Below are 25,882 nucleotides of genomic sequence, written 5' to 3'. Positions count from 1 at the left end.
CTGTCGAAGCCCGAGCCGTCGACGCCGGAGCCGTCGAAGCGCGCCGTCCAAGCACGAGCTGTCGAAGCCGAAGCCGTCCAGGCTCAGGCCGGTGCGTCCAGCGTCAGGCCGCGGCCAGCTGCGCGCGGGCAACCGCCGCGCCCTTCGACGGCGCAGCGGCACCGTGGCCCGCCGCGAGGCGGAACATCGCGACCGTTTCGAGCAGGCGCGTTGCCTGTTCGTCCAGCGAATGCGCGGCGGCGGCGGCTTCCTCGACCAGCGCGGCGTTCTGCTGCGTGACCTGGTCCATCTGGCCGACCGCCTGGTTGACCTGCTCGATGCCGCGGCTCTGTTCGCCGGTGGCCGCGGCGATCTCGCCGATGATGGCGGAAACCTGCTTGACTGCCTGCTGGATCTCGTTCATGGTCGCGCCCACGCTTTCGGCCTGGGCCGAGCCGGTGCGCACCGTCGACACCGAGGCGTCGATCAGTTCCTTGATCTCCTTGGCGGCGCTCGACGAGCGCTGCGCCAGCGTGCGCACCTCGCCGGCCACCACGGCGAAGCCGCGGCCCTGTTCGCCGGCTCGCGCGGCTTCCACCGCGGCGTTCAGCGCCAGGATGTTGGTCTGGAAGGCAATGCCCTCGATCATGCCCGTGATCTCGGCGATGCGGTTCGAGTTGGTGCTGATCGCGCCCATGGTCTCGACCATCTGGCCGGTGGCGACATGGCCGTGATGCGCCACGGCGGCGGCGTTGTCGGCCAGCGTGCTGGCCTGGCGCGCGCTGTCCGCGTTATGGCGCACCGTGGTGGTCAGCTCTTCCATGCTGGACGCGGTCTCCTCGAGCGAGGCGGCCTGCTGCTCGGTGCGCGACGACAGGTCGGCGTTGCCGGCCGCGATCTGGCGTGCGGCCACGCCGACCGAATCGCTCGACTGGCGCACCTCGCGCATCGCCGCGGCGACGCGGTCGAGCAGCGCATTGAAGCTCTGCGCGGTGCGGCCCACCTCGTCGAGACGGCGCACCGGCGAGCGATGGCTCAGGTCCAGCGTTTCGCTGACATGCTCCATGCTGGCCTGCATCTCGCCCAGGCTGTCGCGGATGCGGCGATACAGCAGCCACGCCAGCACGGCGACGATCAGCACGGTCACGCCGATGACGGTGCCGAACACGCGCACCGCGATCGCGCTGGCGCGCTGGTTCTCCACCACCGAGTCGTCGCCCATCTTGCTGTTGAAGTCCAGATGCGCGTCGATCTGCTTGCGCAGCGCGCCCGAGGCCAGATGCAGCTCGCCCGACGACAGCATCGCGTGCAGGCCGGCGGTGTCGTTGGTGCGGGACAGCGCAAAGAAAGCGGGATGCTGGGCGCGATAGCGTGCCAGCGCGGCGCGGTCCTCCTCCAGCAGCTTGCGGTCGGCATCGTTGGAGATGTCCTCGCGCTCGTACCGGGCGGCCAGATCGTCGAAGCGCTTGATCGCGTTGGCGATCTCCTGCTCGGCGTCGTCCTTGGCCTTCGCGTCGTCGGCGAGCGCATGGCGATACAGCTGGACCCGGATCGCGGTGGTGCTGTCCTTGATCGCATTGAGCCGGCGGACGCTGGTCAGGGTGTTTTCGTTGAAATACTCCAGGCGTTGTTCGGCCTGGTTCAGTTGCCAGATGCCGCCGATGCCGACGACCAGCAAGGCGAGCAGGGAGAAGAACAGCGTGAAAAGCAGACGTTGACTGATGTTCATGATGGGGCCAGGGGACGGCTATCATCAAAAAAGCGGCTCAGTAGCCGCTTAATTCTGATGTTAGTGTGGTTTCATTCAGGGTTTACGTCAGCCCCGCGGCACTCTTGAGCCCTGCCTGGCGTGAATTTCGCTAGATCGGGATATCGAGGACAAATACGGAGACGACAAATGGCCATGTCCGAAACCTATATGGCGATCGAACCGCCACGCGAGGATATCGACGCGTTGCCCGGCGCCGCTGTGCTGGAATTCGGCGCACCCTGGTGCGGCTACTGCATGCGGGCGCAGGCGCCGATTGCCTCGGCCTTCTCGCGCCATCAGCAGGTGCGGCACATCAAGGTCGAGGACGGCAGCGGCCGCCCGCTCGGCCGCTCGTTCCGCATCAAGCTGTGGCCGACCCTGGTGTTCCTGCGCGACGGCAAGGAGGTGGCGCGGCTGGTGAGGCCGACCGATGCGGACGAAATCGAGAAGGCGATGCGGCAAATCGATCGGAATGCCGGGGACGAGGCGGCCGCCGCCTAGCGTTGGTGCGGGTCTGAGCGGTCGGTGTTGCCTGTGGGGGCATGTCCGGGCTGACTCTCTCTGTTCCGGTCCGGCAAGGGAAAACAGCGGCGTGATGATTGCCCGCGTGCCCCGCGGCTGGGTACATTGCGCGATGCGTACCCTCACGTCGCGTACCAACGCCCCCACGACATGATCGACCCCGCCACCCTTGCCGCCCTGCGCGATTTCCCGCGCCAACTGGAAGTCTTCCACGCGGCCGTTCCGGCCACCCATCGCAACTGGTCCCCGGCCAGCTGGGAAGGCGTGCCGAGCGAGCCGTTCACCGCGATCGGCCAGCTGTGCCACGTTCGCGATATCGAGATCGATGGCTATCACGTGCGCTTCGCGCGCGCACTCGCCGAGACGCATCCGCTGCTGCCATCGATCGACGGCGACGCGCTGGCGATCGAGCGAGGCTATGCGACCGCCGATGCCGCGCAGGTGCTCGCGGACTTCCGCGCGGCGCGCGAGAAGACCGTCGCGCTGATCGCCGGCCTGGACGATCGGCAGCTTGCCCGCACGGCGGAGTTCGAGGGCTACGGAGCGCTGACGGTCCGCAGCCTCGTGCATTACCTGTGCAGCCACGACCAGCAGCATCTGGCCGGAATGCAGTGGCTGCTGGGGAAGATCCACGCCGAGCCATTGGCCTGAGCAGCGCGGCGGACGCGCCCGGATAACGCTGGCCCGACGCTGACCTCACGCTGACCTCACGCTGGCCTGACGCTGGCCTGACGCTGGCCTCATGCGGGCTGACGATGGCCTCATGCGGGCTGACGCTGGCCTCATGCGGGCTGGCGCTGGGTTGGCGCTGGCCTAACGCTGCAAAAAGCGCTCGCTTGCCGCGATCGCCGGTGCCGCGAAGCCCTGCGCCGTTGCGCTGCCGATCGCGTCGCTCAGTTGCCGCACGGTCAGCTGCATGCCGCGCAGCCCGCCGCCATCCATCAGGTACCACAGGTTCGGATCGAGCTTGACCACGCGCACCGGCTTGCCGGCGGCATTGCGCCCCAGTGCGCCGCCGTCGAGCGAGGCCAGCGCCGCCGAGGGCGGCTTGCCGACCGCCGCGTCGCGGTCGATCACGAACAGCCAGTCGGGATTGGCGTCGCGGATCTGCTGCACCGTCAGCTTCGTTCCCCTGCCCTCCGGATTCAGATCCGGCAGCGCGGCCTGGAAGCCGAACGCGTCGTGCACGGTGCCGAAGCGCGAGCCCGGCCCTTGCGCGCTGATGTTCTCGCCCGCGGTCAGCACCACCAGCGCGGTGCCCGCGGTGGCCGCCTTTTGCTTCAGCGTCTCCACGCCGGCGCGTAGCGCCTGCACCGCGGTCGCCGCCGGCTGCTGCCGGCCGAACACGCGGCCCAGGCTCTCGGCATGGCGTGCGATGCTGCCGATGCGGTCGGCGCGATCGATGCTCAGGTCCACCGTCGGCGCGAGACGGGACAGCGCCTCGTACTGCTTCGCCGACCGTCCGCCGATGACGATCAGGCCTGGCGCGATCGCCTCGATCACGGCCGGGTTCGGTTCGAACAGCGTGCCGACCTTGACCACGCTGTCGCTGCGATAGCGGGCCAGATGCGGGGGTAGCGTCGTGGCGGGAACGCCCGCGACCGGCACGCCGAGCGCGTCCAGCGTATCGAGCGCGGCCAGGTCCATCGTGACCACCTTGGCCGGCTGCGCCGGCAGCGTCGTGGTGCCCTTTGCATGGGCGATCGACAGCGTGGTTCCGGTGGCGGGGAGCGTTGCCACCGGTGCCGCCGGTGCCGCCGGTGCCGCCGCAATGGCGGCGCAGCAGAACGCAGAAGACGCAACGCACGCCGCGGCGAGCGCGCCGGCAGGGGCGCGGCGCAAGGCCCGCGTCGCAGCGGACATCGTGAACGGAATCGATTGCATGGCCACTCCTCAGAACTTGACCGAGACGCTCATCCAGTAGCGCCGGCCGTCTTCGACATAGCCGTAGTCGGCATAGCGGACCGACTTGTCGAACAGGTTGTAGATGCCGGCGAACACCGACACGTTCTTGTTGACCGCATAGGTAGCGCCGAGGTCGACGAAGGTGTACGACGGCGCCACCACGGTGCTCGACGACGGCCCGGTGATCGGCTGGCTTTCCTTGCCGCGATAGTTGACGCGGGTCCAGGCGCGCAGCGCGCCGGTGGCCTGCCAGTTCAGCGTCGCGGTCAGCAGGTGTTTCGGCAGCTGGTTCAGCGGCTGGCCCTGGTACTGGCCGCTCTCCTGCTCGGACTTGGTGAAGGTATAGCTGCCGACCAGCGACCAGTCGCGCGCCAGCGGCCACTTCAGGTTCGCCTCGATACCGCGCGAGTACGCCTTGTCGACGTTCATGTAGGTGGTCGGATTGGCGCCGAACTGGTTCGGTCCATCGGTGCACTGCGTGAGCGGACAGGCGACGCGGGTGATCTTGTCCTTGAAGTCGTTGTTGAACACCGTGAAGTCGGCCTGGAAGCCGGTGCCGTTGTCGTACAGCAGGCCGATTTCCTGCGTGACCGAGGTCTCGGGCTTCAGGTCCGGGTTGCCGTACATATTGCCGCCCCGGCTGGTCTGGCCCCAGCCCGCCACGGTCTGGCGCAGGTCGGGCGCGCGGAAACCGGTCGAGACGCCGCCCTTGACGGTCCAGCGGTCGGCCACCTGCCAGACGCCGTACAGGCGCGGACTGTAGTGGTCGCCGAACTTCTCGTCCTTGTCCATGCGCAGGCCGCCGGTCAGCGCAAAACGCTCGGTCAGCCGCCATTCGTCCTCGGCGAACAGCGCCCATTGATAGCGCTCGACCTGGTTCGGGCCGCCGGCGATCTGGTTGCCGGTCTTGTCGTTCAGGCGCTGGTTCAGATAGTTCGCGCCGACGGTCAGCATGTGGTTGCCGAGCGGCATCGTCCAGCTGGTGCGCATGTCCAGATTCCGGATCTTCATCCGGCGCGTACGGTTGTCGAACTCCTCCTGCTGGATATAGCTGTCCGAGGTCGCGAAGCCCCAGCGGCCGGTGTGCGACAGCGCGTATTTCTCGCTGCGATAGTCGGTCTCGGACGATGCCGGGCAGCCGGTGCGCGGGCAGCTCGCGCCGGGCGGCAGCGGCGCCACGGTCCTGCCCAGCGTCTCCTCGATGTTCTGCCGCATCGAGGTGGCCTCGAGCACGATGTCGTGATGGCGGTTCGGCGTCAGCGCGAGTTTCGCCGTGATGTTGCGCGTGTCGCGGCCGCGAAATCCGTAGGGGATGTGGTCCTCTTCGCGGTGCGTGTACTGGCCGTACAGCTGCAGGCCCAGCAGGTCGGTCTGCAGCGGGCCGGCCAGATAGAAATTGCCCTGGTAGATGTTGCCGGAGTGGCTGTGCTGCTGCAGCGTGGCGTCGGTGCGCACCTCGCCGGTCCATCGCTTCGGCACCATGCGCGTGATGATGTTGATCACGCCGCCCATTGCGTCGGAACCGTACAGCGAGGACATCGGGCCGCGCACCACCTCGATCCGCTCGATCGCGGCCAGCGGCGGCGTCCAGCCGCCCTCGACCCCGGCGCTGTCGGAATTGGTGCGGGTCTCGCGCGAATTCTGGCGCTTGCCGTCGATCAGGATCTGCGTGTACTTGGCGCCCATGCCGCGCAGGCTGATGTCCTGGCGGTCGGCGCCGCCGGTGACGACCACGCCGGGCACGCCGATCAGCGCGTCGTTGATATCGCGATAGGCGCCCTTCTCGAGTTCGTCGCGCGTGATCACCGAGATCGAGGCGGGCGCCTCCTTGATCTGCTGCTCGTAGCCGGAGGCGGTGACGACCACGGTTTCCAGCGTGGCTGGTGTGGCTGGCGCGGCCAGTGTGGCCGGTGTGGCCGGTGTGGCCGGTGTGGCCGATGTGGCCGATGTGGCGCGTGTTGCCGGCGAGATCGCCTCGCCGGCGGCTTGCTGCGCCAGCGCACCGCCTGCCATCCATCCGCCGCCGCCCGCGCACAGCATCGCCGCGACCCTTGCCACCGCGCGCAGCTTGCGTCGCCGAGTCGTTGCCCGGTGCCGCGTCATTCCCGTCGTCCCGGTCGTTCCAGTCGTCCCCGTCGTTACCGTCATCAAGCTCGCGCCACCGCTGGCCGCGCCGCTGCCCATGTCGTTGCTGCTACTGCTCATGCTCGCGATTTCCCCGTATGCCCGGCACGTCGTACGCGGCCGATTCTGTGAATGACAATCATTCTCATATTAGAATGTGGCCCGCCGGGCTCATCAACGAGCTTTGGACAGCTTTTGACTTCTTTGCACTTCTTGACGTGGCGCGCGATCGCGCCGCCGGGACGGTGCTTCACCCCTTCGACACGCATGCAAGTACGCTCGCCCGACGCGCCCCGCCGCATCCTGCTGATCGACGACGACGTCGAACTGACGCAGATGCTGCGCGAGTATTTCGAGCCGGAGCGCTGGCAATTCTCGATCGCACATCGCGGCGCCGACGGCGAGGCGCTGCTCGCGCGCGGCGACCACGACCTGGCGCTGCTCGATCTGATGCTGCCCGACGGCAACGGGCTCGAACTGCTGCGCCGGCATCGCGCGCGTTCGCAGCGCCCGGTCATCATGTTCACCGCGCATGGCGACAAGACCGATCGCGTGATCGGGCTGGAGCTGGGCGCCGACGATTATCTGGCCAAGCCGTTCAGCCCGCGCGAACTGAAGGCGCGCATCGGCGCGGTGCTGCGCCGCTTCGACTCGACACCGGACAGCGGGGCCGACACGCAGACGGTCGGCGGGCTGACCTTGCACGTGGTCTCCGGCAAGGTCACGCAGGCCCATGGCGAGGCCTCGCTGACGGGCACGGAAACGCGGATTCTCGAAATGCTGATGCGCTCGGCCGGCCAGGTGGTGGCGCGCGAACAGCTCGGCCAGTACGCGCTGGGGCGCGTGCCCGACCGCTACGACCGCAGCATCGACACGCATATCAGCAGCCTGCGCCGCAAGCTCGGCGGGGACGGCTCCGCGGCCACGACCGCGATCCGCAACCAGCGCGGACGCGGCTACGTGCTGGTGGCGTGACGATGGCCTCGCTGCCGCTGTTCTGGCGCAACTTCCTCGCCTTCTGGGCCGGCATGGCCGCGATCGTGGCGATCGGCATGGCGCTGACCGCGTCGGTCGCCTGGTATCGCTTCCAGGCACTGGACGGCCTCAATCCCGCCAGCCTGACCTACGACGCGCTGCAGATCGCGCGCACGCAGGGCCGGCCGGGTCTGGAACGCTGGGTGCGCGCGATGGACTCGCGCTTTTCGGCGCTGCAGATCTACCTGGTCGACGAGCACAACGTCGACATCCTCGGCCGCCGCCTGCCGACACGGGTCCATGACTGGGTCAGTACGCTGGAACGCCCCCGCCATGCGCTCGACGCGAGCGCGCCGCTCGACCACGATCGCGGCACGCTGCCGCTCGCGCCCGGCGCCAGCGTGTCATGGTGGGACCCGCAGGCGATCCCGCTGCCTGATGGCGAGGACCTGCTGATGGTCTTCCTGCCGTTCGATTCCTCGCGCTGGGAGATGCTGCACCTGTCGCCGGTGATGCTGGCGCTGGGCCTGTTCGCGCTGGCGGTCAGCGCGCCGCTGTGCTGGGCGCTGACGCGCCATGTCACGGCGCCGGTGCGGAGCCTGCGCGAGGCGGTCCGTGCCCTGGCCGGCGGCGATCTGCGCGCGCGCATGCCGCCCGCGATGGCCTCGCGTGCCGACGAACTCGGCCATCTGGCGCGCGACTTCGACAGCATGGCGGCGCGGCTGGAGGCGCTGGTCAGATCGCGTGAACGGATGCTGCGCAATATCGCCCATGAACTGCGCTCGCCACTGGCGCGGCTGCAGGTGTCGAGCGAACTGGCCAGGCGCGACGATGGCCGGCTGTCGGTGCAGCTCGATCGGATCGAACGCGAGATCGAGCGGCTCGACGGCCTGGTCGCGCATACGCTGACGCTGGCCCGGCTCGGCGCCAAGGGGCTGCCGTTGCAGCCGCTGGAACTGGTCGGCGTGGTGGACGCCGTGGTCGAGGACGCCCGTTTCGAAGCCGCGGCGCGCGGCGTCTCCGTCGAATGGACCGCGCCGCCGCCCGCCATGGTGATGGGAGACCGCGTGCGCCTGTCCAGCGCGATCGACAACGTGCTGCGCAACGCGATCCGGCATACCGATCCGGGCGCGCCGATCCGCGTGACGCTGCGCACCGCAGGCGATCGCCTCGAACTCGATATCGTCGATGGCGGGCCGGGCGTGCCGCCCGACGCGCTGCCGCACCTGTTCGAGCCCTTCTATCGGGTCCGCGACGGCGCGCGGCCGGACAGTGAGGGCTCCGGGCTTGGCCTGAGCATCGCCATGGCGAGCATCGCGGCGCACGGCGGTGGCATCGCGGCGCGCAATGCCTTGCCGCGCGGGCTGTGGGTCGGCATGTGGCTGCCGCGGGCGGTGGATCAGTCCGGCAGCCGCGGCACGACCTTGCCCGCCACTTCGCGCGCGTTGGCCCGCGCGGCCTCGACGTCGGCGTCGTAGGCGAGCGCCACGCCCATGCGGCGCTTGGCGAAGCTCTCCGGCTTGCCGAACAGGCGCAGATCGGTGCGCGGCACGCGCAGCGCCTGGTCGACGCCATCGAACACCACGCCCTCGCCGTCCACGCCGCCATAGATCACTGCGCTGGCGCCCGGGCTCTTCAGCGTGGTATCGACCGGCAGGCCGAGAATCGCGCGCGCATGCAGTTCGAACTCGCTCTGCCACTGCGTGATCATCGTCACCATGCCGGTATCGTGGGGGCGCGGGCTGACCTCGCTGAACCAGACCTGCTCGCCCTTGACGAACAGCTCGACGCCGAACAGGCCCTGCCCGCCGAGGTCGCCGGTCACCGCGCGGGCGATTTCGCGCGCCTTCTGCAGCGCGGCGGGATGCATCGGATGCGGCTGCCAGCTCTCGACGTAATCGCCGGCCTGCTGCAGATGGCCGATCGGCTCGCAGAAATGCGTCTCGATGCTGCCGTCGGCGCCGCGGGCGCGCACGGTCAGCAGCGTGATCTCGTAATCGAAATCGATGAAGCCTTCCACGATCACGCGGCCGTGGCTGACGCGCCCGCCGGCCATCGCGTATTCCCACGCCCGCTCGACGTCCTGCGGGCCGTCGAGCTTGCTCTGGCCCTTGCCCGAGCTGCTCATCACCGGCTTGACCACGCACGGGTAGCCGATGCCGCCGTCGATGGCGTCGCGCAGTTCCTGCAGCGAATCGCAGAAGCGATACGGGCTGGTCGGCAGGCCCAGCGTCTCGGCCGCCAGGCGGCGAATGCCCTCACGGTCCATCGTCAGGCGCGCGGCGCGGGCGGTCGGAATCACGCGGACCGTGCCGGCCGCTTCCAGCGTTTCGAGCATCGGCGTGGCGATCGCCTCGATCTCGGGCACCACCAGGTCGGGCCGCTCGGCCTCGATCAGCGCCTTCAGCTGGTCGGGGTCGCTCATCGCGATGGTGCGCGCGTGGTGCGCGACCTGCTGGCCCGGCGCGCGGTCGTAGCGGTCGACCGCGATGGTTTCGACGCCGAGCCGCTGCAGGGCGATCAGCACTTCCTTGCCGAGCTCTCCGGAGCCGAGCAGCATCACTTTGGTGGCGCGGGGAGAAAGGGGCGTTCCTAGCGTGGTCATGGGAGCGAGGGGGATAAGAAATCAGGGCGGGCGGAAAGCGGGCATTGTACCGGGCGCAGGGGCCGCGGTGCCGCGGGGCTGCGCCGGCGCTGCACGCGGCCACACCGGGATTCCCCGGGTCCTCAGCGGCAATGCAAGCGCAGCGGGCCGGACCTGCTCGCACAGGATCCGGCCCGCCGCACGACCAGGGCGCTAGCGCGCCGACATCACGGCCGGAACGTATCGCCCAGCACCACGCCCTCGCGCCGCGGATCGGCGCCGCCGACCAGCGCCGGCGCCCCGCCGATCGTCTCCCGCACGATCGCGCTCAGGCCGCTGGACTGGTTACCCACGCTGACGTTGTGGCCCAGATTGCGCAGGCCCTTGACCAGCGGATCGTTGTCGCCCGGCAGTCCGCCCTGCGGCGTGCTGGTATCGACGTTCGGATGCTCGCCGCCGACGATCATCGTCGCGTTGTTCGAGCCGAAGTCGATCATCGACACCGCCTGCTGCGCGTCCATCTTCCAGTCGAGCACGCCGACCAGCGTCTTGGCGACGTACTGGATGATGGTGGCCCCGCCCGGCGAACCGGTGGTCATCTTGAAGTCGCCGCGGCTGCCGTCGCCCTTGCGCTCGAACACCAGCGTCGGCGACATCGAGCTGCGCGGGCGCTTCAGCGGCTGCACGCGATTGGCGATCTGCGCCCCGTTCGCATCGACCGGCTCCGCGCTGAAATCGGTCAGCTCGTTGTTCAGCAGGAAGCCGCCGGTCATGTGGTACGAGCCCAGTCCCGATTCGATCGTCGTCGTCATCGCCACCACGTTGCCGTACTTGTCGACCAGCGACAGATGCGTGGTGCCGCGCTCGGCGATGATCGGCGCCCCCATCGGCGCCCCACCGAAGTTGCCGGCCGGCACGGGCCGCGGCATCGCCGCGGTCAGGCTGATCATGCCGGCGCGCTGGGCCAGATAGCTCTTGTTGAGCATCGTGTCCGGGCTGCCGCCGGGCAACGGCACGAAGTCGGTGTCGGCCACGTACTGGTTGCGATCCGCATAGGCCAGATTGCCGGCCTCGCCGACCAGGTGCACGCCGGTGACGCTGGGCTTTCCGCCGTTCTGGTCCATGCTGGTGGGCGCATGGCTGGCCATGTCGAAGTTCTCGAGGATGCCGAGAATCTGCCCGACCGCGATGCCGCCCGAGGACGGCGGCGGCATGCCGCAGATCTCGTATTGCCGATAGGTGGTGCAGACCGGCTCGCGCTTCCTGGCCTGGTAGTTGGCGAGATCGTCGAGCGTGGTCACGCCCGGCGTGGTGCCGCCATCGTAGGTGGTGCGGATCTTGTCGACGATGGCGCGGGCGATCGGCCCGTCCTTGTAGAAGGCATCGGCCCCGCCCTCGGCCACCGCGGTGAAGGTCTGCGCCAGCGCCGGGTTCTTCAGGATCGTATTGACCGCGCGCGGCGTGCCGTCGGGGTTCAGGAAGTAGGCGGCCATCTCCGGATCGCGCTTGATGTTCTGCACGGTGGTGGCGCTGGAGATCGACGCGGCCATGCGCGGCGGAATCGCGAAGCCGTCGGTGGCCAGCTTGATCGCCGGCGAGAACAGTTCCTTCCAGGTCTTCTTGCCGTAGTCGCGATGGGCGAGTTCGAGCACGCGGAGCGTGCCCGGCGTGCCGATCGAGCGGCCGCTGCGCACCGCGTTGGGCAGCGGCGGGGTCTGGTCGGTCGAGGACTTCCAGCGCAGATAGTTCTCGTCGGCTCCGGAGGGCGCGGTTTCGCGGCCGTCGTAGGCGATGACCTTCTTCGTCTGCGCGTCGTAATGCATGATGAAGGCGCCGCCGCCGATGCCGGACGACTGCGGCTCGACGAGGTTCAGCACCATCTGCGCGGCCACCGCCGCATCGACCGCGGTGCCGCCGTCCTTCAGGATGTCGCAGGCGACCTTGGTCGACACCGGATTGTTGGTCACCGCCATGTACGTCTTCGCATAGACCGTGCGCTTCGGCGCGTAGCCGGTGGCGACCTCGGGAGCGCCGGGCTCGCCGGGCAGCACGATCACCTCGCCGCCGGTCGTGCCGTTCAGCTCGCAGCCCGCCACCGGTTGCGGGGGCGGCGGCTTGTGGCCATGGTGGTCGTCGTCATCGTCGCCGCCGCACGCGGACAGCAACAGCGCGGCGGTGGCCATCATCAGCCAGCCGCGGGGGCGTCTGCGCGGCGGGGATGCGGGAAGGGCGGGATCGAAGGTCGTGCGCTGTCGCATGGCTGTCTCCTTGTTGTCGGGCATCAGCTGGCAGGGCTGGCTCGGTGCCCGGGATGCGAACGTCCGCCGGCGCGGATGGGGCGCCGGAACGGCGGCGGTGGGGAACGACAACTACGACGCTAGTACGCGCAAGGCCGCTATGCAATGGTCCTTAATGACGATTTGGCGCGCGGCGAGCCTTCGCTTCCTCGGGCTCACCGCTCCATGCCGCCGCCGGGCTCGGCCATGCGGCGGTGCTGCTCGGCCAGCAGATCGGCCGGTGTCACGTTCGAGATCGCGGCGCGCAGCTTGTTCTGCCACCCGGTGACGACGTCGCCGTCGCCCCGCAGCATCGCCTCGAAGCCCTCGCGCGCGACCTCGGCAGGGTCGTCCTTCTTCTGCTGGCCCAGCCGCGTGTCGAGCATGTCGGCGCGCTCGAAGAAATCGGTCTCGGTCGCGCCCGGCATCAGGCAGGTCACCGTGACCCCGCAATCGCGCAATTCGTGCCGCAGCGCAAACGAGAAGGAATCGAGGAAGGCCTTGGTCGCGTTGTAGACGGCCTGATAGGTGCCCGGCATGAAGCCGGCGATCGAGCCGGTGATCAGGATCCGGCCGGTGCGGCGGTCGCGCATGTCGCGGCCGATGCGATGCAGCAAGTCCAGCGTGCCGGTGACATTGGTCTCGACCACGCGCTGGATGTCGCGGAAGTCCTGGTCGAGAAAGGCGCGGCCCAGGCCGCGGCCCGCGTTGGCGCACAGCACGTCGACGGGACGCCCCTTCGTGGCGCGATACAGCGCCTCGACGCCGGCCGGATCGGCCAGGTCCACGCACAGCGCATCGACGGCCATGCCGGCATCGCGCAGGGCCACCGCCGCGGTGTCGATGGCGGGCTCGTCGGCCGCGATCAGCAGATCGTAACCTTGCATCGCACAACAGCGGGCAAGCTCGAAGCCGATGCCCGACGAGGCACCGGTGACGACGGCAAAGGGACGGGCGGCTTGGTTCACGGCGGTCTCCTGATGGCGGCTCGATTCGTATCGCCCGGCGCAAGGCTGCGGGGGGCGGTACGGCCAACCCGTCCCTCAAGCAAAGTTCGTTCCGCGCGTTGCGATGCCACCGCGCGCCCGCCGCTTCGTGCTTCCGTTGCCCGGAATTACAAAGACGGCAGGCCGTGCCGGCACGTCAGCGGAAATCGCTGAAGCGGATGTCCGGTGCGCTGGTGTTGTGCCGCGACGGGACGGTGCGTCCGAAGCGGACGTCGCCGGCCTGCCAGGTCGACACCTCCGCGACCGTGGCGTCGCGCGCCTGCCCCGCCGGGTCCTGCCAGCTGACGCGGCTCATGTCGGCGTTGTCCTCGGTCACGTACATCGAGCGCAGCATCGCGAACGGCGCCTGCGCGCGATACGGCGGGTGGAAGGCGACATCGAGCGCGGTGCGCGTGCGGCTGATCTCGCGGATCGCCACCTGCGCCTCGCCCCCGGCGGTGAAGCGCAGGCCGATGGTGCGTTGGCGCGGATCGATATCGATGTGGGCGATATCGACGATCGGCCGCAGGTCCTGCTGTACCGGCCCCATCAGGAACGAGGAGCCATAGGCGTTGTCGGGCAGGTGCGCCGCGGGCAGCGGCTTGGCGCGCCAGTAGCCGTCCGACGGATAGAGCACCAGCACCTCGGTCTCGACGACCTTGCCCTTGGGGCCCTTGCGCTTGTCGAAGAACTGGATCAGATGAAAACCGCCATCCTTGCGCCCGCCCACGGTGACCGGCACGCGCTGGGGCCGCCAGAAGCTGTCGAAGGTGATGCCGACGATCGCGAGGTCCTTGCCATCATACAGACGAACCTTGCGCGGCTTGAAGCTGTGGCGCGGATCGGTGGGATGCGGGGTATCGCCGAAATTGCAGCCCGAGAAGTCCGGCGCCGAGCTGTCCTTGCGGATCTTGCCGATGTAGGCGGGATGCAGCGCCTCGACGCGGAAGCGCTGGATGGACGCGGCGGACAGCGCGAAGGAGACGTTGTCCTCTTCGGCGCAGGTGGTCGGTGTCGTCAGGTTACGGACCTCGACCGCGGCCGGGACGGGATCGGTCGATGCGAGCGGAGTGGGCGACGTGGGCGACGTGGGCGACGTGGGCGACGTGGGCGAAGTGGGCGAAGTGGGCGACGTTGGCGACGTGAGCGACGTTGGCGATTGTGCGACGGCGGTGGCCGTCAGCAGGCTGCACAGCAGGGCCGGGATCAGTCGAAGCGGGCGAATCTGGCGGCTTGGCATGCGTTGGTGGTTTCCTTGTTTGCATACCCGCGCCGTGCCGGCTGGACGCCGTTGGCCTGCCGTGGCCGTGGCCTTGGCCGTGGCGAGACTTGCCTTGGCCTGCTCGCTGGGTCTGCCAAGGCCTGCCTTGGCACACCGAGCTCTGCGTCGGCGCTGCCCTGGTGTTGCGGTGGCCTCGCCTGGGCCTGGTCCGGCAACCCCTAGCGGCGGTCGCCCAGCACGGTCGCGCGGGTAAAGTCCTCGATATTGTCCAGCAGCGCGTCGAGCGCCGCGCCCGCGCCTTCGACATCGCCCTCGGCGATGGCAGCGGCGACACGGGCGTGCAGGCGCGCCATCTCGGGAAGATCGGCGGCCTGCTTGTAGTGAAAATACCAGAAGCGGCGTGACAGCCCATGCATCAGCCGCATCGCGCCCTCGGCAAACTCGTTGCGCGCGGCCTGCAGGCACAGTTCGTTGAAGCCCGCATCGGCGCGCACGAAGGCCACTTCATCCGCCTTCTTGACCGAGCGCTCGAACTCCGCGGCAAGCCGCCGGAAAGCCTGGCGTTCCTCGACGGTGGCGCGGCGCGCCGCACTGCGGCAGATCAGCCGCTCGACCTCCCGACGCGTTTCCAGCAGCCGCAATTGCTTGGCCACGTCGATCGGCGGAATCAGCAGGCCGCGCTGCGGCAGCACCACGATCAGATGCTCGCGCGCCAGCCGCTGTATCGCCTCGCGGATCGGCGTGCGGCCGATACCGGTCATCTCGCTCAACTGGAATTCGGAGACCGACGAACCGGGCGCGAGCTGCAACGTGACGATCGCTTCCTCGATCCACCGATAGGCCTGATCCGTCAGCCGCCCGCGCGGCCCCGCCCCGTTCTCGCTACCTTCGTCCTCGACATGGGTCGCTGCCGCCCGCCTGACTGTCGCCGCTTTCTTGACCATTGACGTCGTTTGCATGTTTGACGAATGCAAATTGTATATGAGTCATTTTCGGGGAGGCGCGGCGCCCCCGGGCTCTGACTGGTTTTCACTGGAATGACCATTTTCAGCAATCGTTGAACATGGGCATTCCAGTGAAAATCGCGCGCCCGGTCCGTCAGACCGCCGACGATTCATGGCGCCGCGCGCCCGGAACGGTCCACGACAGAGACATCCCGCTTGCGTTTACTCACCGGCGTCCACTACTATGATCCATCTAATATATTAGATGTACAGGAGCCCCCATGGCAGCAGACCCCATGGCAGCAGACCCCATGGCAGCAGACCCCATGGCAGCAGACCCCATGGCAGCAGACCCCATGGCAGCAGACCCCATGGACGTGATCGAAGTCGGCAGCGGGCCGTTGTGCGTCGTGGCGCTGCACGGCATCCAGGGCACGCGGGCGGCGTGGTTGCCGGTGGCGCAGCGCCTGAGCGCGCTCTGTACCTTCGTGCTGCCGAATCTGCAGGGGCGGGGGGCGGCGCCGCGGCCCGGCACCGTCGACGGATACACGCTGGAGCGTTATGCGGCCGCGGTACGCGAGGTCGTGCAGCGGCATGCCGAGGCGCGGCCCTTCGTGCTGGCCGGATGGAGCATGGGCGTGTCGGTGGCGCTCGAGTACGCCGACCGCTATCGCGATGAACGCGCACCGCTCGCGCTGCTGTTGCTGTCGGGCTCCCCTGCCCTGTGCGAGACGCGCTGGTTTCACGCCGATGAGGGTACGGCGCTGATGGACGAGATCGCCGCGCGCGAGCGTCGGCTCGGCTTGAGCGAGGCAGCCGACCACGCCGCCGTCGCGCGGACGTGGCAGGCGATCCGGGGAAGCGATCAGCGTTCGCGCTTGCCCTCGCTGCCGATGCCGGCCCTGGTCATCCATGGCCGCGACGACGGCGATTGCCCATGGGCGCACGCGCAGGCGCTGGCCGATGGTTTGCCTGGCAGCCGGCTGGCCACCATCGAACTGGCGGGCCACGGTTTGCTGACCGGCCATGCCGTTGCCGTCGCCGAGCTCGCGCTGCCCTGGTTGCAGCAGCTCGCCGATTCGATGCGCCCTGCCGGATCAACCGCCCTTCCTTCGTCCATCCCGCTGGAGTTGCCATGAGAATCGAAGACCTGGTCTATTTCTGCGCGCCGGCGCGCCTGATCGTCGGCCCCGGTACGCGCGCGCAATTGCCGGCGCTGCTGCAGCGGCTCGGCCATCGCCACGGCGTGCTCGTCACCGATCCCTTCTTCACCGGACGCACGCCGTGGGTCGGCGAGTACATCGAGGCCGCGCGCGCCGCGGGCATCGAGACGGTGGTCTACGACGGCGGCATGCCGGATCCCAGCACGACGCTGTGCGACGAGGCCACGCTCGCGCTGCGCAAGCGGCTGGGCCGCCGTGTCCCGGACCATCTGGTGGCGCTCGGCGGCGGCAGCAATATCGACCTCGCCAAGGCGCTGAGCCTGACGCTGCTGGAAGGCCGGCCGGTGCGCGACTTCGCCGGTACGTTGCCCGCCGGCATGCGGCCGATCCCGCTGGTGGCGCTGCCGACCACCTCCGGCACGGGCTCGGAGGCGACGCCGGGCGCGATCCTCGTCGATCCCGACAACGCGACCAAGATCGCGGTGATGGACAACGCGCTGCGTCCGCAGATTGCGCTGATCGACCCCGAGTTCACCTACACCTGCCCGCCGCGCGTGACCGCGGACGCGGGCATCGATGCGCTGACGCATGCGATCGAGTCGTACCTGACCGTCGACAGCGCGGCTTATCCACGGCAAGGCAACGTCGATCCGGGCTACAGCGGCCGCTCGGCGCTGACCATGCTGTTCTCCCGCGAGGCGATTGCACTATGCAGCCGCTACCTGCTGCGCGCCTACCGCGACAGCGGCAAGGGGGGCGACGGCGACAGCGGTGACGCTGGCGTTCGCGACATCGAGGCACGCGTCGGCATGTCCTATGCCAGCCTCTACGCCGCGCTGTCCTACGGCAGCGCCGGGCTGAACGCGGTACATGGCATCGCCTATGCCGTCGCGGGCCTGACCCATCGCTCGCACGGCAGCACCAACGCCGTGATGCTGCCCTATGTACTGGACGCGCTGCGTACTACGCGCGGTGCCGATCTGCTGGCGCTGGCGCCGCTGTTCGGCCTCGACCAGGGCAGCGACGAGGCGCGCATCGCCGGCGTGCCGCTGGCCGTGCGCAATCTGATCGACGCGCTCGACATCCCCTCGAACCTGCAGGCCATCGGCGTCCCGCGCGAAGCGCTGCCCGCGCTGACGCGCGACGCACTGGCCGTCACGCGGCTGGCGCAGGCGTTCCCCGTCGACGACGTGCCGGGCACCTATGCGCGCGTGATCGAGCATGCGTGGCGCGGCGAACTCGCCGCCCATGGCGGCGCCGCGTCCGCCAGGCAGGCGGCTTAGGGCCGGCGTAGGGCCGGCTTGGGGCGGGCTTAGGGCAAATCCCGAGCTTCGCCCGGCAAGCCGCGCCGCATAACGCTTTCCGGGCGACCACCCGGCACCGCGGACGCCAGCGCGGCCCGCGTTCTGCCACACACGGTTTGCATACCTATCGCATCCATCTAATATATTAGCCAGACCGCCCACAGGCGGCCCCACGACAACGACAGGAGACAACCATGGACATGTCGGCAGGCAGTGTGGCGCTGACCCCCGGAGTCGCGGCGCGGCTCGAGCGCCTTCCCATGACCCGCTATCAGCGCACCTTGTTCGGCATCATCGCCACCGCATGGTTCTTCGATTCGATGGACCTGGGCATGATGACCTTCGTGCTCGGCTCGATCAAGGCCGAGTTCGGCCTGAGCGCGGCGCAGACCGGCCTGCTGGCCAGCGCGAGCTTTCTCGGCATGTTTGCCGGCGCGGCGGTGGCCGGCATGCTGGCCGACCGCTTCGGCCGCAAGCCGGTGTTCCAGGTCAGCATGATCTTCTGGGGCGTGGGCAGCCTGATGTGCGGGCTCGCGGACAGCGTGACGGCGCTGATGCTGTACCGCGTGCTGCTCGGCTTCGGCATGGGCATGGAGTTCCCGATCGGGCTGTCGATGGTCTCCGAGATCGTGCCGGCCAGGAGCCGCGGCAAGTATGTCGCAATCCTCGAGGGCTTTTGGCCGATCGGCTTTATCGCGGCGGGATTGCTGGCGTATCTGACGCTGCCGGTGATCGGCTGGCGCGGCATCTTCATCGCGATGGCGCTGCCGGCCGCGTTCGTCTTCGTGGTGCGCCGGATGGTCCCGGAATCCCCGCGCTGGCTCGAAGGGGCGGGACGGCAACGCGAAGCCGAGGCCGTGATGGCCGGCATCGAGGCACGCGTCGAGCGTGCCAGCGGCAAGCCGCTGCCGGCGGTACAGGAAGGCTTCGCGCCCGCTACCGTGCACGACCGCAAGGCCATGTTCGGCGAACTGTGGAAAGGTCCGTACGCCAAACGCACCGTGATGCTGTGGGGCGTCTGGTTCTTCGCGCTGCTCGGCTACTACGGGCTGACCACGTGGCTTGGCGCACTGCTGCAGCAGGCCGGCTACGCGGTCACCAAGTCGGTGCTGTACACGGTCTATATCTCGCTGGCCGGCATTCCGGGCTTCATCTTCTCGGCGTGGCTGCTGGAGAAATGGGGGCGCAAGCCGACCTGCGCGCTGATGCTGCTGGGCAGCGCCGCGTCCGCCTATCTGTACGGCCAGGCCGCCGTGCTGAAGCTGCCGGTCGAGCAGCTGATCGCCGCTGGCCTGTGCATGCAGTTCTTCCTGTTCGGCATGTGGTCCGTGCTGTATGCCTACACGCCCGAGCTGTATCCGACGCGCTCGCGTGCAACGGGATCGGGCTTCGCCTCGTCGATCGGCCGCATCGGCTCGCTGGTCGGTCCGTATCTGGTCGGCGTGCTGCTGCCAATCACCGGCCAGGGCGGCATCTTCACGCTGGGCGCGCTGTCGTTCGCAATTGCCGCGATCACCGTGCTGTGGCTCGGCATCGAGACCAAGGGCAAGTGCCTGGAGGAAGTGTCGAGCTGAACGAACATGCGATGTCGTCCGCGCCGACGCGTGGACGACCGCTTCCCACGGCCCTCGCTTGCGAGGGCCGTTTTCTTGGAGCGGCAGGCAGCAGCGAGACATCGTTTGGCACGAGCGGATGGCACAAATCGTTTGACATCGAGCCATATACCACTAATATATTAGTACGATGTCAGTACGCCAAAGACAGGAGACAACCATCATGATGAGCGAACGCCAACGCAAATTCCGCGAGCAATACAAGGCCGATATCAGCCCGCTGTACAACGGCCTGCTGCATATCGGCGTGATCTTCGCCGCCGGCATCGCCGCGCTCTACTACTGCGCGACGAAGCTGGAAAACGCGACGTGGGAGTGGCTGCTGGTGCTGCCGGTCTTTCTCGCCGGCAACCTGGTCGAATGGTTCATGCACAAGTACGTGATGCACCGGCGCATCGACGTGTTCGCGTTGCGCGCCATCTACGAGCGGCACACGCGTCAGCATCACCAGTACTTCACCGATATCGAGCCCACCATCGACACCACGCGCGAATTCCGCATCGTGTTCTTCCCCTGGCGCGTGTTGATCACGCTGGGCGTCGGCGGCGGTGTGCTCGGCTACCTGGCCTATCTGCTGATCAATGCCAACGCGGCGTACATCGTCTTCATGACGATGGTCGGGCACTACCTGGTCTACGAAGTATTCCACTACTGCTGCCACGTCCATGACAACTGGTTCGTGCGCAATATGCCGTTCATCAACACGATCCGCCGGCACCATACCGCGCACCACAACCAGGGAATCATGATGCACTACAACATGAACCTGACCTTCCCGATCGCCGACTGGCTGATGGGCACCAGCGATCTGCGCCGCGGCCTGCTCGGCCACCTGTTCAACGGCTACAGCGAGGACCATATCAAGGAGGAACTCAAGCCCATCATCCGCAAGTTCCGCCACGACGATTCGCGCGTGACGCTCGACGGTCCGCAGCTGACCGAGGATGAACGGCGCGCGATGGCGGCCTGACGGCAGACCCACTGCAGCCCACGGATGGCCGGGACTTCGATCCCGGCCATCGCTATTTTGGCCGACCGAGGCCGACCTCCCTTCCCCACGCGCCTTTGCCTGACGGCTACCTCATCGCTTGACACTTCAGCCCCGCAGCGGCAATGATCGAACCCGCTGGACCTTCGCTGAACCCGCTTCCCCGTCATGCCAATGGGCGCTGCCACGGCCGAATACCAGTTCAAACCGCACGAGCGGCCCACCGTTCCGGGCTCCCCTGCGGCGCCCGATCATCCGACGCCAAGGCGCGTCGGCTATTTCTGCGTCGGCGTGCTGATCGGCCTGACCGCCGGCTTCGGCAACGCGCTGGTGATCGCCAACCTGAACAATATCCAGGGGGTCTTCGGCCTCTACAGCGATCAGGCCGCGTGGCTGTCGACGGTCTACGTGATGACCAACGTCTGCGCCAGCATGCTGCTGATCAAGTTCCGGCAGCAATACGGCCTGCAGCAGTTCGCGCGGCTGTTCCTGCTCGGCTATGTGGTCATCACGCTTGCCCACATCTTCGTCCATACCTTCGAGACCGCGCTGCTGGTACGCGCGGCCAACGGCATCGCGGCCAGCGGGCTGAGCACGCTGGCGCTGTATTACATGATCCAGTCGATGCCGGCGGCGCACCGGCTCAAGGCGATCGTGCTCGGCATCGGCGTGCCGCAGCTGGCCACACCGCTCGCGCGCGTGTTCACCTCCGGCATGCTCGAAGCAGGCAACTGGAAGGCGCTCTACCTGTTTGAACTCGGCCTGGCGCTGCTGTCGCTGGTCGCGGTGGCGCTGCTGCGGCTGCCGCCCAGCGAGCGCATCCGGGCTTTCGAGAAGCTGGACTTCGTGACCTTCGCGCTGTTCGCGCCCGGCATGGCGCTGCTGTGCGCGGTGCTGAGCCAGGGCCGCATCCTGTGGTGGACCGAGGCCGCGTGGCTCGGGTACGCGCTGTGCGGCGCGGTCGCGCTGATCACCGCCGCGCTGTGGATCGAGCACAACCGCGCCAATCCGCTGCTCAATACCCGCTGGCTCGGCAGCAGTGCGATGCTGCGCTTCGCGCTGGTCGCTATCGCCGTGCGCGTGCTGCTGTCCGAGCAGGCCTACGGCGCGGTCGGCCTGCTGACCGCGCTCGGCATGGGCAACGACCAGCTGGTTCCGCTGTACGTGGTGGTCTCGCTGGCGACCATCGCCGGCCTCGTCCTCAGCGCGCTGACGGTCAACCCGTTGAACCTGGAACGGCCGATCCGCATCTCACTGCTGCTGATCGCGATCGGCGCCTTCATGGACGCGCATTCGAACAACCTGACGCGCCCGGCCAACATGTACCTGAGCCAGGCGCTGATCGCCTTCGCCGCGGTCTATTTCATGGGGCCGACGCTGCTGATCGGCATGCTGCGCGCGCTGTCGAAGGGCATGAGCCATATCGTCAGCTTCTCGGCGCTGTTCGGCATCACGCAATCGCTCGGCGGGCTTGCCGGCTCCGCGCTGCTTGGCACCTTCCAGATCTATCGCGAGAAATTCCACTCGCATTCGCTGGTGCAGTCGATCACGCTGACCGACCCGCTCGACGCGGCGCGCATCCAGGCGCTCGGCGGCGCCTACGGACGCGTGCTGACCGACCCCACGCTGCGGCAGGCCGAGGGCTCGGCGCTGCTGGCGCAGCAGGTCACGCGCGAGGCCAATGTGCTGGCGTTCAACGACGTCTTCCTGATAATCGGCATCATCGCGTCCGCCACCTTCGTCTGGCTGCTGGCGCTCTACATCCGCGATCGCATCCGCGGCCACAACCCGATGGCCGAGCCGCTGGAAGCGATGGCACGGATGCGGCAACGCCAGCAATAACAACAACATCTGGAGCCACCGGTGACCGACCAAACGCCGAACCGCGAACCCGGCCCCGCTGCTTCCGCGCAAACGAGCGCGCAGAAGTCCGCGCAGCCCGACTCGCCCGAGCGTCTGCAGGATCCCGTCGAGGTACCGCAGCAGGCCTCCGCCCCGCCGACCGGCTGGTCGCCGCCCAAGGGCACGCGTCGGGCCACGATCATCGTCGTCGCGATCGCGCTGGCCAGCATCCTGATCATCCTGTACGCGTGGGGACTCCCGCCCTTCACGCACGTGATCCAGAGCACCGACAACGCCTATGTGCGCGGCCAGACCACGGTGATCAGCCCGCAGGTCAGCGGCTATGTGGTCGACGTGCCGGTGCGCGACTTCCAGCAGGTCAAGGCGGGACAGGTGCTGCTGAAGATCGACGATCGCATCTATCGGCAGCGCGTCGAGCAGGCCCGCGCGAACCTGGACACGCAGATCGCCAACCTGAGCAACACCGACCAGACGCGCCGCTCGCGCGAGGCCACGGTGCTGGCGCAGCAGGCGAGCCTGGCCAACGCGCAGGCGCAACTGCTCAGGGCCCAGGCCGATATGCGGCGGGTCGACGAGCTGGTGGCCGACGGATCGGTCTCGCTGCGCGAGCGCGACCAGACCCGCGCCGCGCTGCGGCAGGCCGAGGCCGCCGTGCGCCAGGCCCGCGCCGCCGCCGAGATCGCCCGCCAGGACGTGCAGGCCGTCGCGGTCAGCCGCGAGGGATTGCAGGCGGCGGTCGAAGCGGCGCGCGCGGCGTTGAAGCTCGCCGAGATCGATCTGGCCAACACGGTGCTGCGCGCCCCGCAGGACGGGCAACTGAGCCAGATCGGCGCGCGCCTGGGCCAGTACGTGACGGCCGGCACGCAGGCGATGTTCCTGGTGCCGCCGACGCTGTGGGTCATCGCCAACTACAAGGAGGCGCAGACCTCGCACATGGCGCCCGGCCAGCCGGCGAGCTTTCGCGTCGACGGGCTCGACGATGCGCGGCTGACCGGCCATGTCGAGCAGCTGGCGCCGGCGGCAGGCTCGGAGTTCGCGGTGATCCAGCCGGACAACGCTACCGGCAACTTCGTCAAGGTCGCGCAACGGATCTCGGTGCGCATCGCCATCGATCCGGACCAACCCCTCGCGGCGCGGCTGCGGCCCGGCATGTCGGTGCGGGTCGAGGTCGATACCCGGCAGGCGGAGTCCCACGCGCGATGACGGCCGGCTCACATATTCGGCGCTTCGGCTCGCGTAGCGGTCCGCTTATCGGTCCGCTTATCGGTCCACGTATCGGCCCGCGCATTGCCCCGCGCATTGGCCCGCGCATTGGCCCGCGCATTGCCCCGCGCATTGCCCCGCGCATTCGCCCGCATATTGCCCCGCGTATTCCCCCGCGTATCCACGCCCGCATTGGCCCCGTGTTGCGCATGGCGCTGTGCGCGGTGGCGCTGCCGCTGCTGTTCGGCTGCATGGGCCCGCGGCCGGAGCCGCCGGCCGCAGCCGCGCTGACGCCGCCCCCCGCATGGCGCGTCGAACCCGGCCCGAGCGCGCCGCTCGAGCGCGACTGGTGGCGCCGCTATGGCGACCCGGTGCTGGCGCAGCTGGTCGAACGCGCACTGGCCAACAACGCCGATCTCGGCGTCGCCGCGGCGCGTGTCGCCGAAGCGCGGGCGCAGCAGCGGCTCGCGCAGGCCCAGCTGCTGCCGACGCTCGACGCCACCGCGACCGGCGGACGCTCCCGCAGCCTGAATGCGCTGGGACGGGAATCGATCTCGAATTCGTTCGAGCCGCAGTTCCAGGCCGCTTACGAGATCGATCTGTTCGGGCGCCTGGCCGACCTGTCGGCTGCCGCGCGCGCCGGCACGCGGGCCAGCGAAGCGGCGCACGACGCGGCGGTGCTGTCGGTCGCCGCGGCCACCGCGCGCGCCTACCTGACGCTGCGCGCCCTCGATGCCCAGCTCGCCGTGGTACGGCAGACGCTGGCGGCGCGCGAGGACGCCTTGCGGCTGGCGCGCCGCCGTGCCGATGCGGGCTACACCTCGCAACTGGAGTTCGCGCAGGCGCGCGCCGAATACGAGTCCACCGCGCAGGCGGTGCCGCAGGCCGAGCTGGCGGTCGCACGGCAGGAGAATGCCTTGCTGCTGCTGATCGGCGAATCGCCGTCTGGCGGGATCGCGCGCGGCGCCGCGCTGTCCGCGCTGCGGCCGCCGCCCGTGCCCGATGGCCTGCCCGCCGACCTGCTGCGGCGTCGCCCGGATATCGCGCAGGCCGAGTTCCAGCTGGCCGCGACCGATGCCAATCTGAGCGCCGCGCGCAAGGCGTTCCTGCCGCAGCTGCACCTGTCGGGGTCGGCGGGTCTGCTGTACGCCAGCGGCGTGGCCAACCCGGTCCGTATCTGGTCGCTCGGCGGCAGCATCCTGGCACCGCTGTTCGAGGGCGGCCGCATCGAGGCCGGCGCACAGGTTGCGACGGCACAGCGCGATCAGGCTGCCTTCGCGTACCGCCGCGCCGCGCTGACCGCCTTCCGCGAGGTCAACGACAATCTCGCCGCGTTGCGTCAACTCGAAGCACAGGTCCTTCATCTGGGCCAACAGCGCGAAGCGCTCGCGGCCGCGCTGCGTCACGCAACCAATCGCTATCGCGCCGGCTATTCGCCGTACCTGGAGCAGCTCGATGCGCAGCGCGGACTGCTGAGCGCGGAGCTGAACCTCATCCAGGCGCATGCGGATTGGCTCAATGCCAGCGTGGCCCTGTACCAGGCGATGGGGGGCGGCTGGACTTGGCCACGGTAAGCGGTGAGCAGTAAGCGGTTAGTGGAAGCGGTAAGCGATGAGCCGTAAGCTCTGAGCTCTGAGCTCTGAGTTCTGAGTTCTGAGTTCTGAGCTGTGAGCTGTGAGCTGTGAGCTGTGAGCGGTACGCGGTGAGCGGTACGCAGCGAGCGGTAAAACGCCTCTGCGCGGCTCCTCGTCACGCGACACTACCGCGCCGGCACCGCCCACACGCGGCCGTCGCCGATCACATAGACGCGCCGCTGCGGCGCGCGCCTGACCGGAGCGTGACCGGTAAAGGCGCCGAACGCCGGCAGGATGCCGGCATGCGCATCGAAGACGAAGCACGGCAGGCGGACCGAATCCGAACCGGCCCGCAGCGTATAGGCCGGATGCAGATGCCCGGCCAGTTCGTAGCCCCCGTTGGCCGCGCCCGGCAGATGGCACAGCGCGAACGGCCCCCGCCGCCACGGTTCCGAGACCACCGCGATGTCGAGCGAGGGCGGCGGATCGCCGGCACGCGCATCGTGATTGCCGCGTACCAGCGTGCATCGCAGCCCCGATTGCACCGCGGACTGCAGGCCGGCGCGCCAGTCGGCCAGCGCGGCCAGCACCGCCGGCGTTCGGCTCGCGCGGGCATGCAGGAAGTCGCCGAGAAAGACCAGCTCACGCGCCGGATAACGAGCCGCAAGGTCCGACAGCCGCGCGAGGTTGTCGCGCGTGGTGCCGGCCGGCACCGGCTGGCCCAGCGCGCGATAGGCCGCGGCCTTGCCGAAATGCACGTCGGCGACCAGCAGCATCGACGCGGCCGGCCACCAGACCGCGCGCTCGGGCAGCAGCCACAGCGTCTCGCCCGCGACTTCCACCCGGCGCGCGGAGGAAGATGCGGGCGAGGGCGCGGACAAGGGGGACGACGAGCGAACGGACGAAG

General features: G+C 68.8%; 20 protein-coding genes. 11 read left to right on the top strand and 9 right to left on the bottom strand.

Annotation, left to right across the window (positions count from 1 at the left end; genetic code table 11):
• Positions 1-103: 103 nt before the first annotated feature.
• Positions 104-1,708, bottom strand: a complete 1,605-nt coding sequence (locus tag KZ686_RS21980) for a methyl-accepting chemotaxis protein (protein ID WP_265633668.1) — start codon at positions 1,706-1,708, stop codon at positions 104-106.
• 168 nt (positions 1,709-1,876) lie between these two features.
• Between KZ686_RS21980 and KZ686_RS21975 the strand changes: the two genes are divergently transcribed.
• Together KZ686_RS21975 and KZ686_RS21970 are read left to right on the top strand one after the other, a co-directional pair.
• Positions 1,877-2,230 (top strand): thioredoxin family protein, encoded by a 354-nt coding sequence (locus KZ686_RS21975; protein WP_226106145.1) that lies wholly within the window; start codon positions 1,877-1,879, stop codon positions 2,228-2,230.
• Between the two features lie 174 nt (positions 2,231-2,404).
• Complete coding sequence (locus KZ686_RS21970) at positions 2,405-2,902, top strand: DinB family protein (protein ID WP_149316519.1); 498 nt, start codon at positions 2,405-2,407, stop codon at positions 2,900-2,902.
• Positions 2,903-3,064: 162 nt separating this feature from the next.
• Here the strand turns inward: KZ686_RS21970 and KZ686_RS21965 are convergent, their stop codons facing one another.
• Positions 3,065-4,135, bottom strand: a complete 1,071-nt coding sequence (locus tag KZ686_RS21965; protein ID WP_265633666.1) for a siderophore ABC transporter substrate-binding protein — start codon at positions 4,133-4,135, stop codon at positions 3,065-3,067.
• Between the two features lie 9 nt (positions 4,136-4,144).
• Complete coding sequence (locus tag KZ686_RS21960; RefSeq protein WP_407648624.1) at positions 4,145-6,169, bottom strand: ligand-gated channel protein; 2,025 nt, start codon at positions 6,167-6,169, stop codon at positions 4,145-4,147.
• 378 nt (positions 6,170-6,547) lie between these two features.
• Here KZ686_RS21960 and KZ686_RS21955 point away from each other — a divergent pair, with 378 nt between their 5' ends.
• On the top strand, positions 6,548-7,255 hold the full coding sequence (locus KZ686_RS21955; RefSeq protein ID WP_265633663.1) for a response regulator transcription factor: 708 nt from the start codon (positions 6,548-6,550) through the stop codon (positions 7,253-7,255).
• 2 nt (positions 7,256-7,257) lie between these two features.
• Entirely contained in the window at positions 7,258-8,733 is a 1,476-nt protein-coding gene (locus tag KZ686_RS21950) for a sensor histidine kinase (protein WP_265633662.1), read from the top strand.
• Here the strand turns inward: KZ686_RS21950 and purT are convergent.
• The 5 genes from purT to KZ686_RS21925 form a co-directional block, all read right to left on the bottom strand.
• On the bottom strand, positions 8,655-9,860 hold the full coding sequence (purT, locus tag KZ686_RS21945; RefSeq protein WP_265633661.1) for a formate-dependent phosphoribosylglycinamide formyltransferase: 1,206 nt from the start codon (positions 9,858-9,860) through the stop codon (positions 8,655-8,657). The genes KZ686_RS21950 and purT overlap by 79 nt on opposite strands.
• 206 nt (positions 9,861-10,066) lie before the next feature.
• Positions 10,067-12,097 carry a gamma-glutamyltransferase family protein gene (locus tag KZ686_RS21940; RefSeq protein WP_265633660.1) on the bottom strand — a complete coding sequence of 677 codons (2,031 nt, stop codon included), beginning with the start codon at positions 12,095-12,097 and terminating at the stop codon, positions 10,067-10,069.
• A 194-nt stretch (positions 12,098-12,291) separates the two neighbouring features.
• Positions 12,292-13,083 carry an SDR family NAD(P)-dependent oxidoreductase gene (locus tag KZ686_RS21935; RefSeq protein WP_150082475.1) on the bottom strand — a complete coding sequence of 264 codons (792 nt, stop codon included), beginning with the start codon at positions 13,081-13,083 and terminating at the stop codon, positions 12,292-12,294.
• Between the two features lie 175 nt (positions 13,084-13,258).
• On the bottom strand, positions 13,259-14,341 hold the full coding sequence (locus KZ686_RS21930) for a hypothetical protein (protein WP_265633658.1): 1,083 nt from the start codon (positions 14,339-14,341) through the stop codon (positions 13,259-13,261).
• 200 nt (positions 14,342-14,541) lie between these two features.
• Positions 14,542-15,267, bottom strand: coding sequence for a GntR family transcriptional regulator (locus KZ686_RS21925; RefSeq protein WP_149316521.1), 726 nt, complete (start codon positions 15,265-15,267; stop codon positions 14,542-14,544).
• 296 nt (positions 15,268-15,563) lie between these two features.
• On the opposite strand from KZ686_RS21925, the gene KZ686_RS21920 reads away from it, so the two are divergent.
• The 7 genes from KZ686_RS21920 (at position 15,564) to KZ686_RS21890 (ending at position 24,975) form a co-directional block, all read left to right on the top strand.
• Positions 15,564-16,406 carry an alpha/beta fold hydrolase gene (locus KZ686_RS21920; RefSeq protein WP_322784939.1) on the top strand — a complete coding sequence of 281 codons (843 nt, stop codon included), beginning with the start codon at positions 15,564-15,566 and terminating at the stop codon, positions 16,404-16,406.
• Positions 16,403-17,713, top strand: a complete 1,311-nt coding sequence (locus tag KZ686_RS21915) for an iron-containing alcohol dehydrogenase (RefSeq protein ID WP_265633657.1) — start codon at positions 16,403-16,405, stop codon at positions 17,711-17,713. Before KZ686_RS21920 ends, KZ686_RS21915 begins: the two co-directional genes overlap by 4 nt.
• A gap of 215 nt (positions 17,714-17,928) precedes the next feature.
• A complete protein-coding gene (locus tag KZ686_RS21910; RefSeq protein WP_265633656.1) occupies positions 17,929-19,308 on the top strand; it encodes an MFS transporter in 1,380 nt (459 codons plus the stop codon).
• Positions 19,309-19,510: 202 nt separating this feature from the next.
• Positions 19,511-20,317 (top strand): sterol desaturase family protein, encoded by an 807-nt coding sequence (locus tag KZ686_RS21905; RefSeq protein WP_149316288.1) that lies wholly within the window; start codon positions 19,511-19,513, stop codon positions 20,315-20,317.
• 192 nt (positions 20,318-20,509) lie between these two features.
• Entirely contained in the window at positions 20,510-22,177 is a 1,668-nt protein-coding gene (locus KZ686_RS21900) for an MFS transporter (protein ID WP_265633655.1), read from the top strand.
• A gap of 21 nt (positions 22,178-22,198) precedes the next feature.
• A complete protein-coding gene (locus KZ686_RS21895; protein ID WP_265633654.1) occupies positions 22,199-23,401 on the top strand; it encodes an HlyD family secretion protein in 1,203 nt (400 codons plus the stop codon).
• A gap of 209 nt (positions 23,402-23,610) precedes the next feature.
• Positions 23,611-24,975, top strand: coding sequence for an efflux transporter outer membrane subunit (locus KZ686_RS21890; RefSeq protein ID WP_265635352.1), 1,365 nt, complete (start codon positions 23,611-23,613; stop codon positions 24,973-24,975).
• A gap of 185 nt (positions 24,976-25,160) precedes the next feature.
• On the opposite strand, the gene pdeM is transcribed toward KZ686_RS21890, so the two are convergent.
• Positions 25,161-25,817 carry a ligase-associated DNA damage response endonuclease PdeM gene (gene pdeM / locus KZ686_RS21885; protein WP_265633653.1) on the bottom strand — a complete coding sequence of 219 codons (657 nt, stop codon included), beginning with the start codon at positions 25,815-25,817 and terminating at the stop codon, positions 25,161-25,163.
• Positions 25,818-25,882 lie beyond the last annotated feature (65 nt).

Origin of the sequence: Cupriavidus cauae, assembly GCF_026210475.1 — a bacterium.
GTDB lineage: Bacteria > Pseudomonadota > Gammaproteobacteria > Burkholderiales > Burkholderiaceae > Cupriavidus > Cupriavidus cauae.
This window is presented reverse-complemented; position numbering and strand designations above follow the sequence as displayed.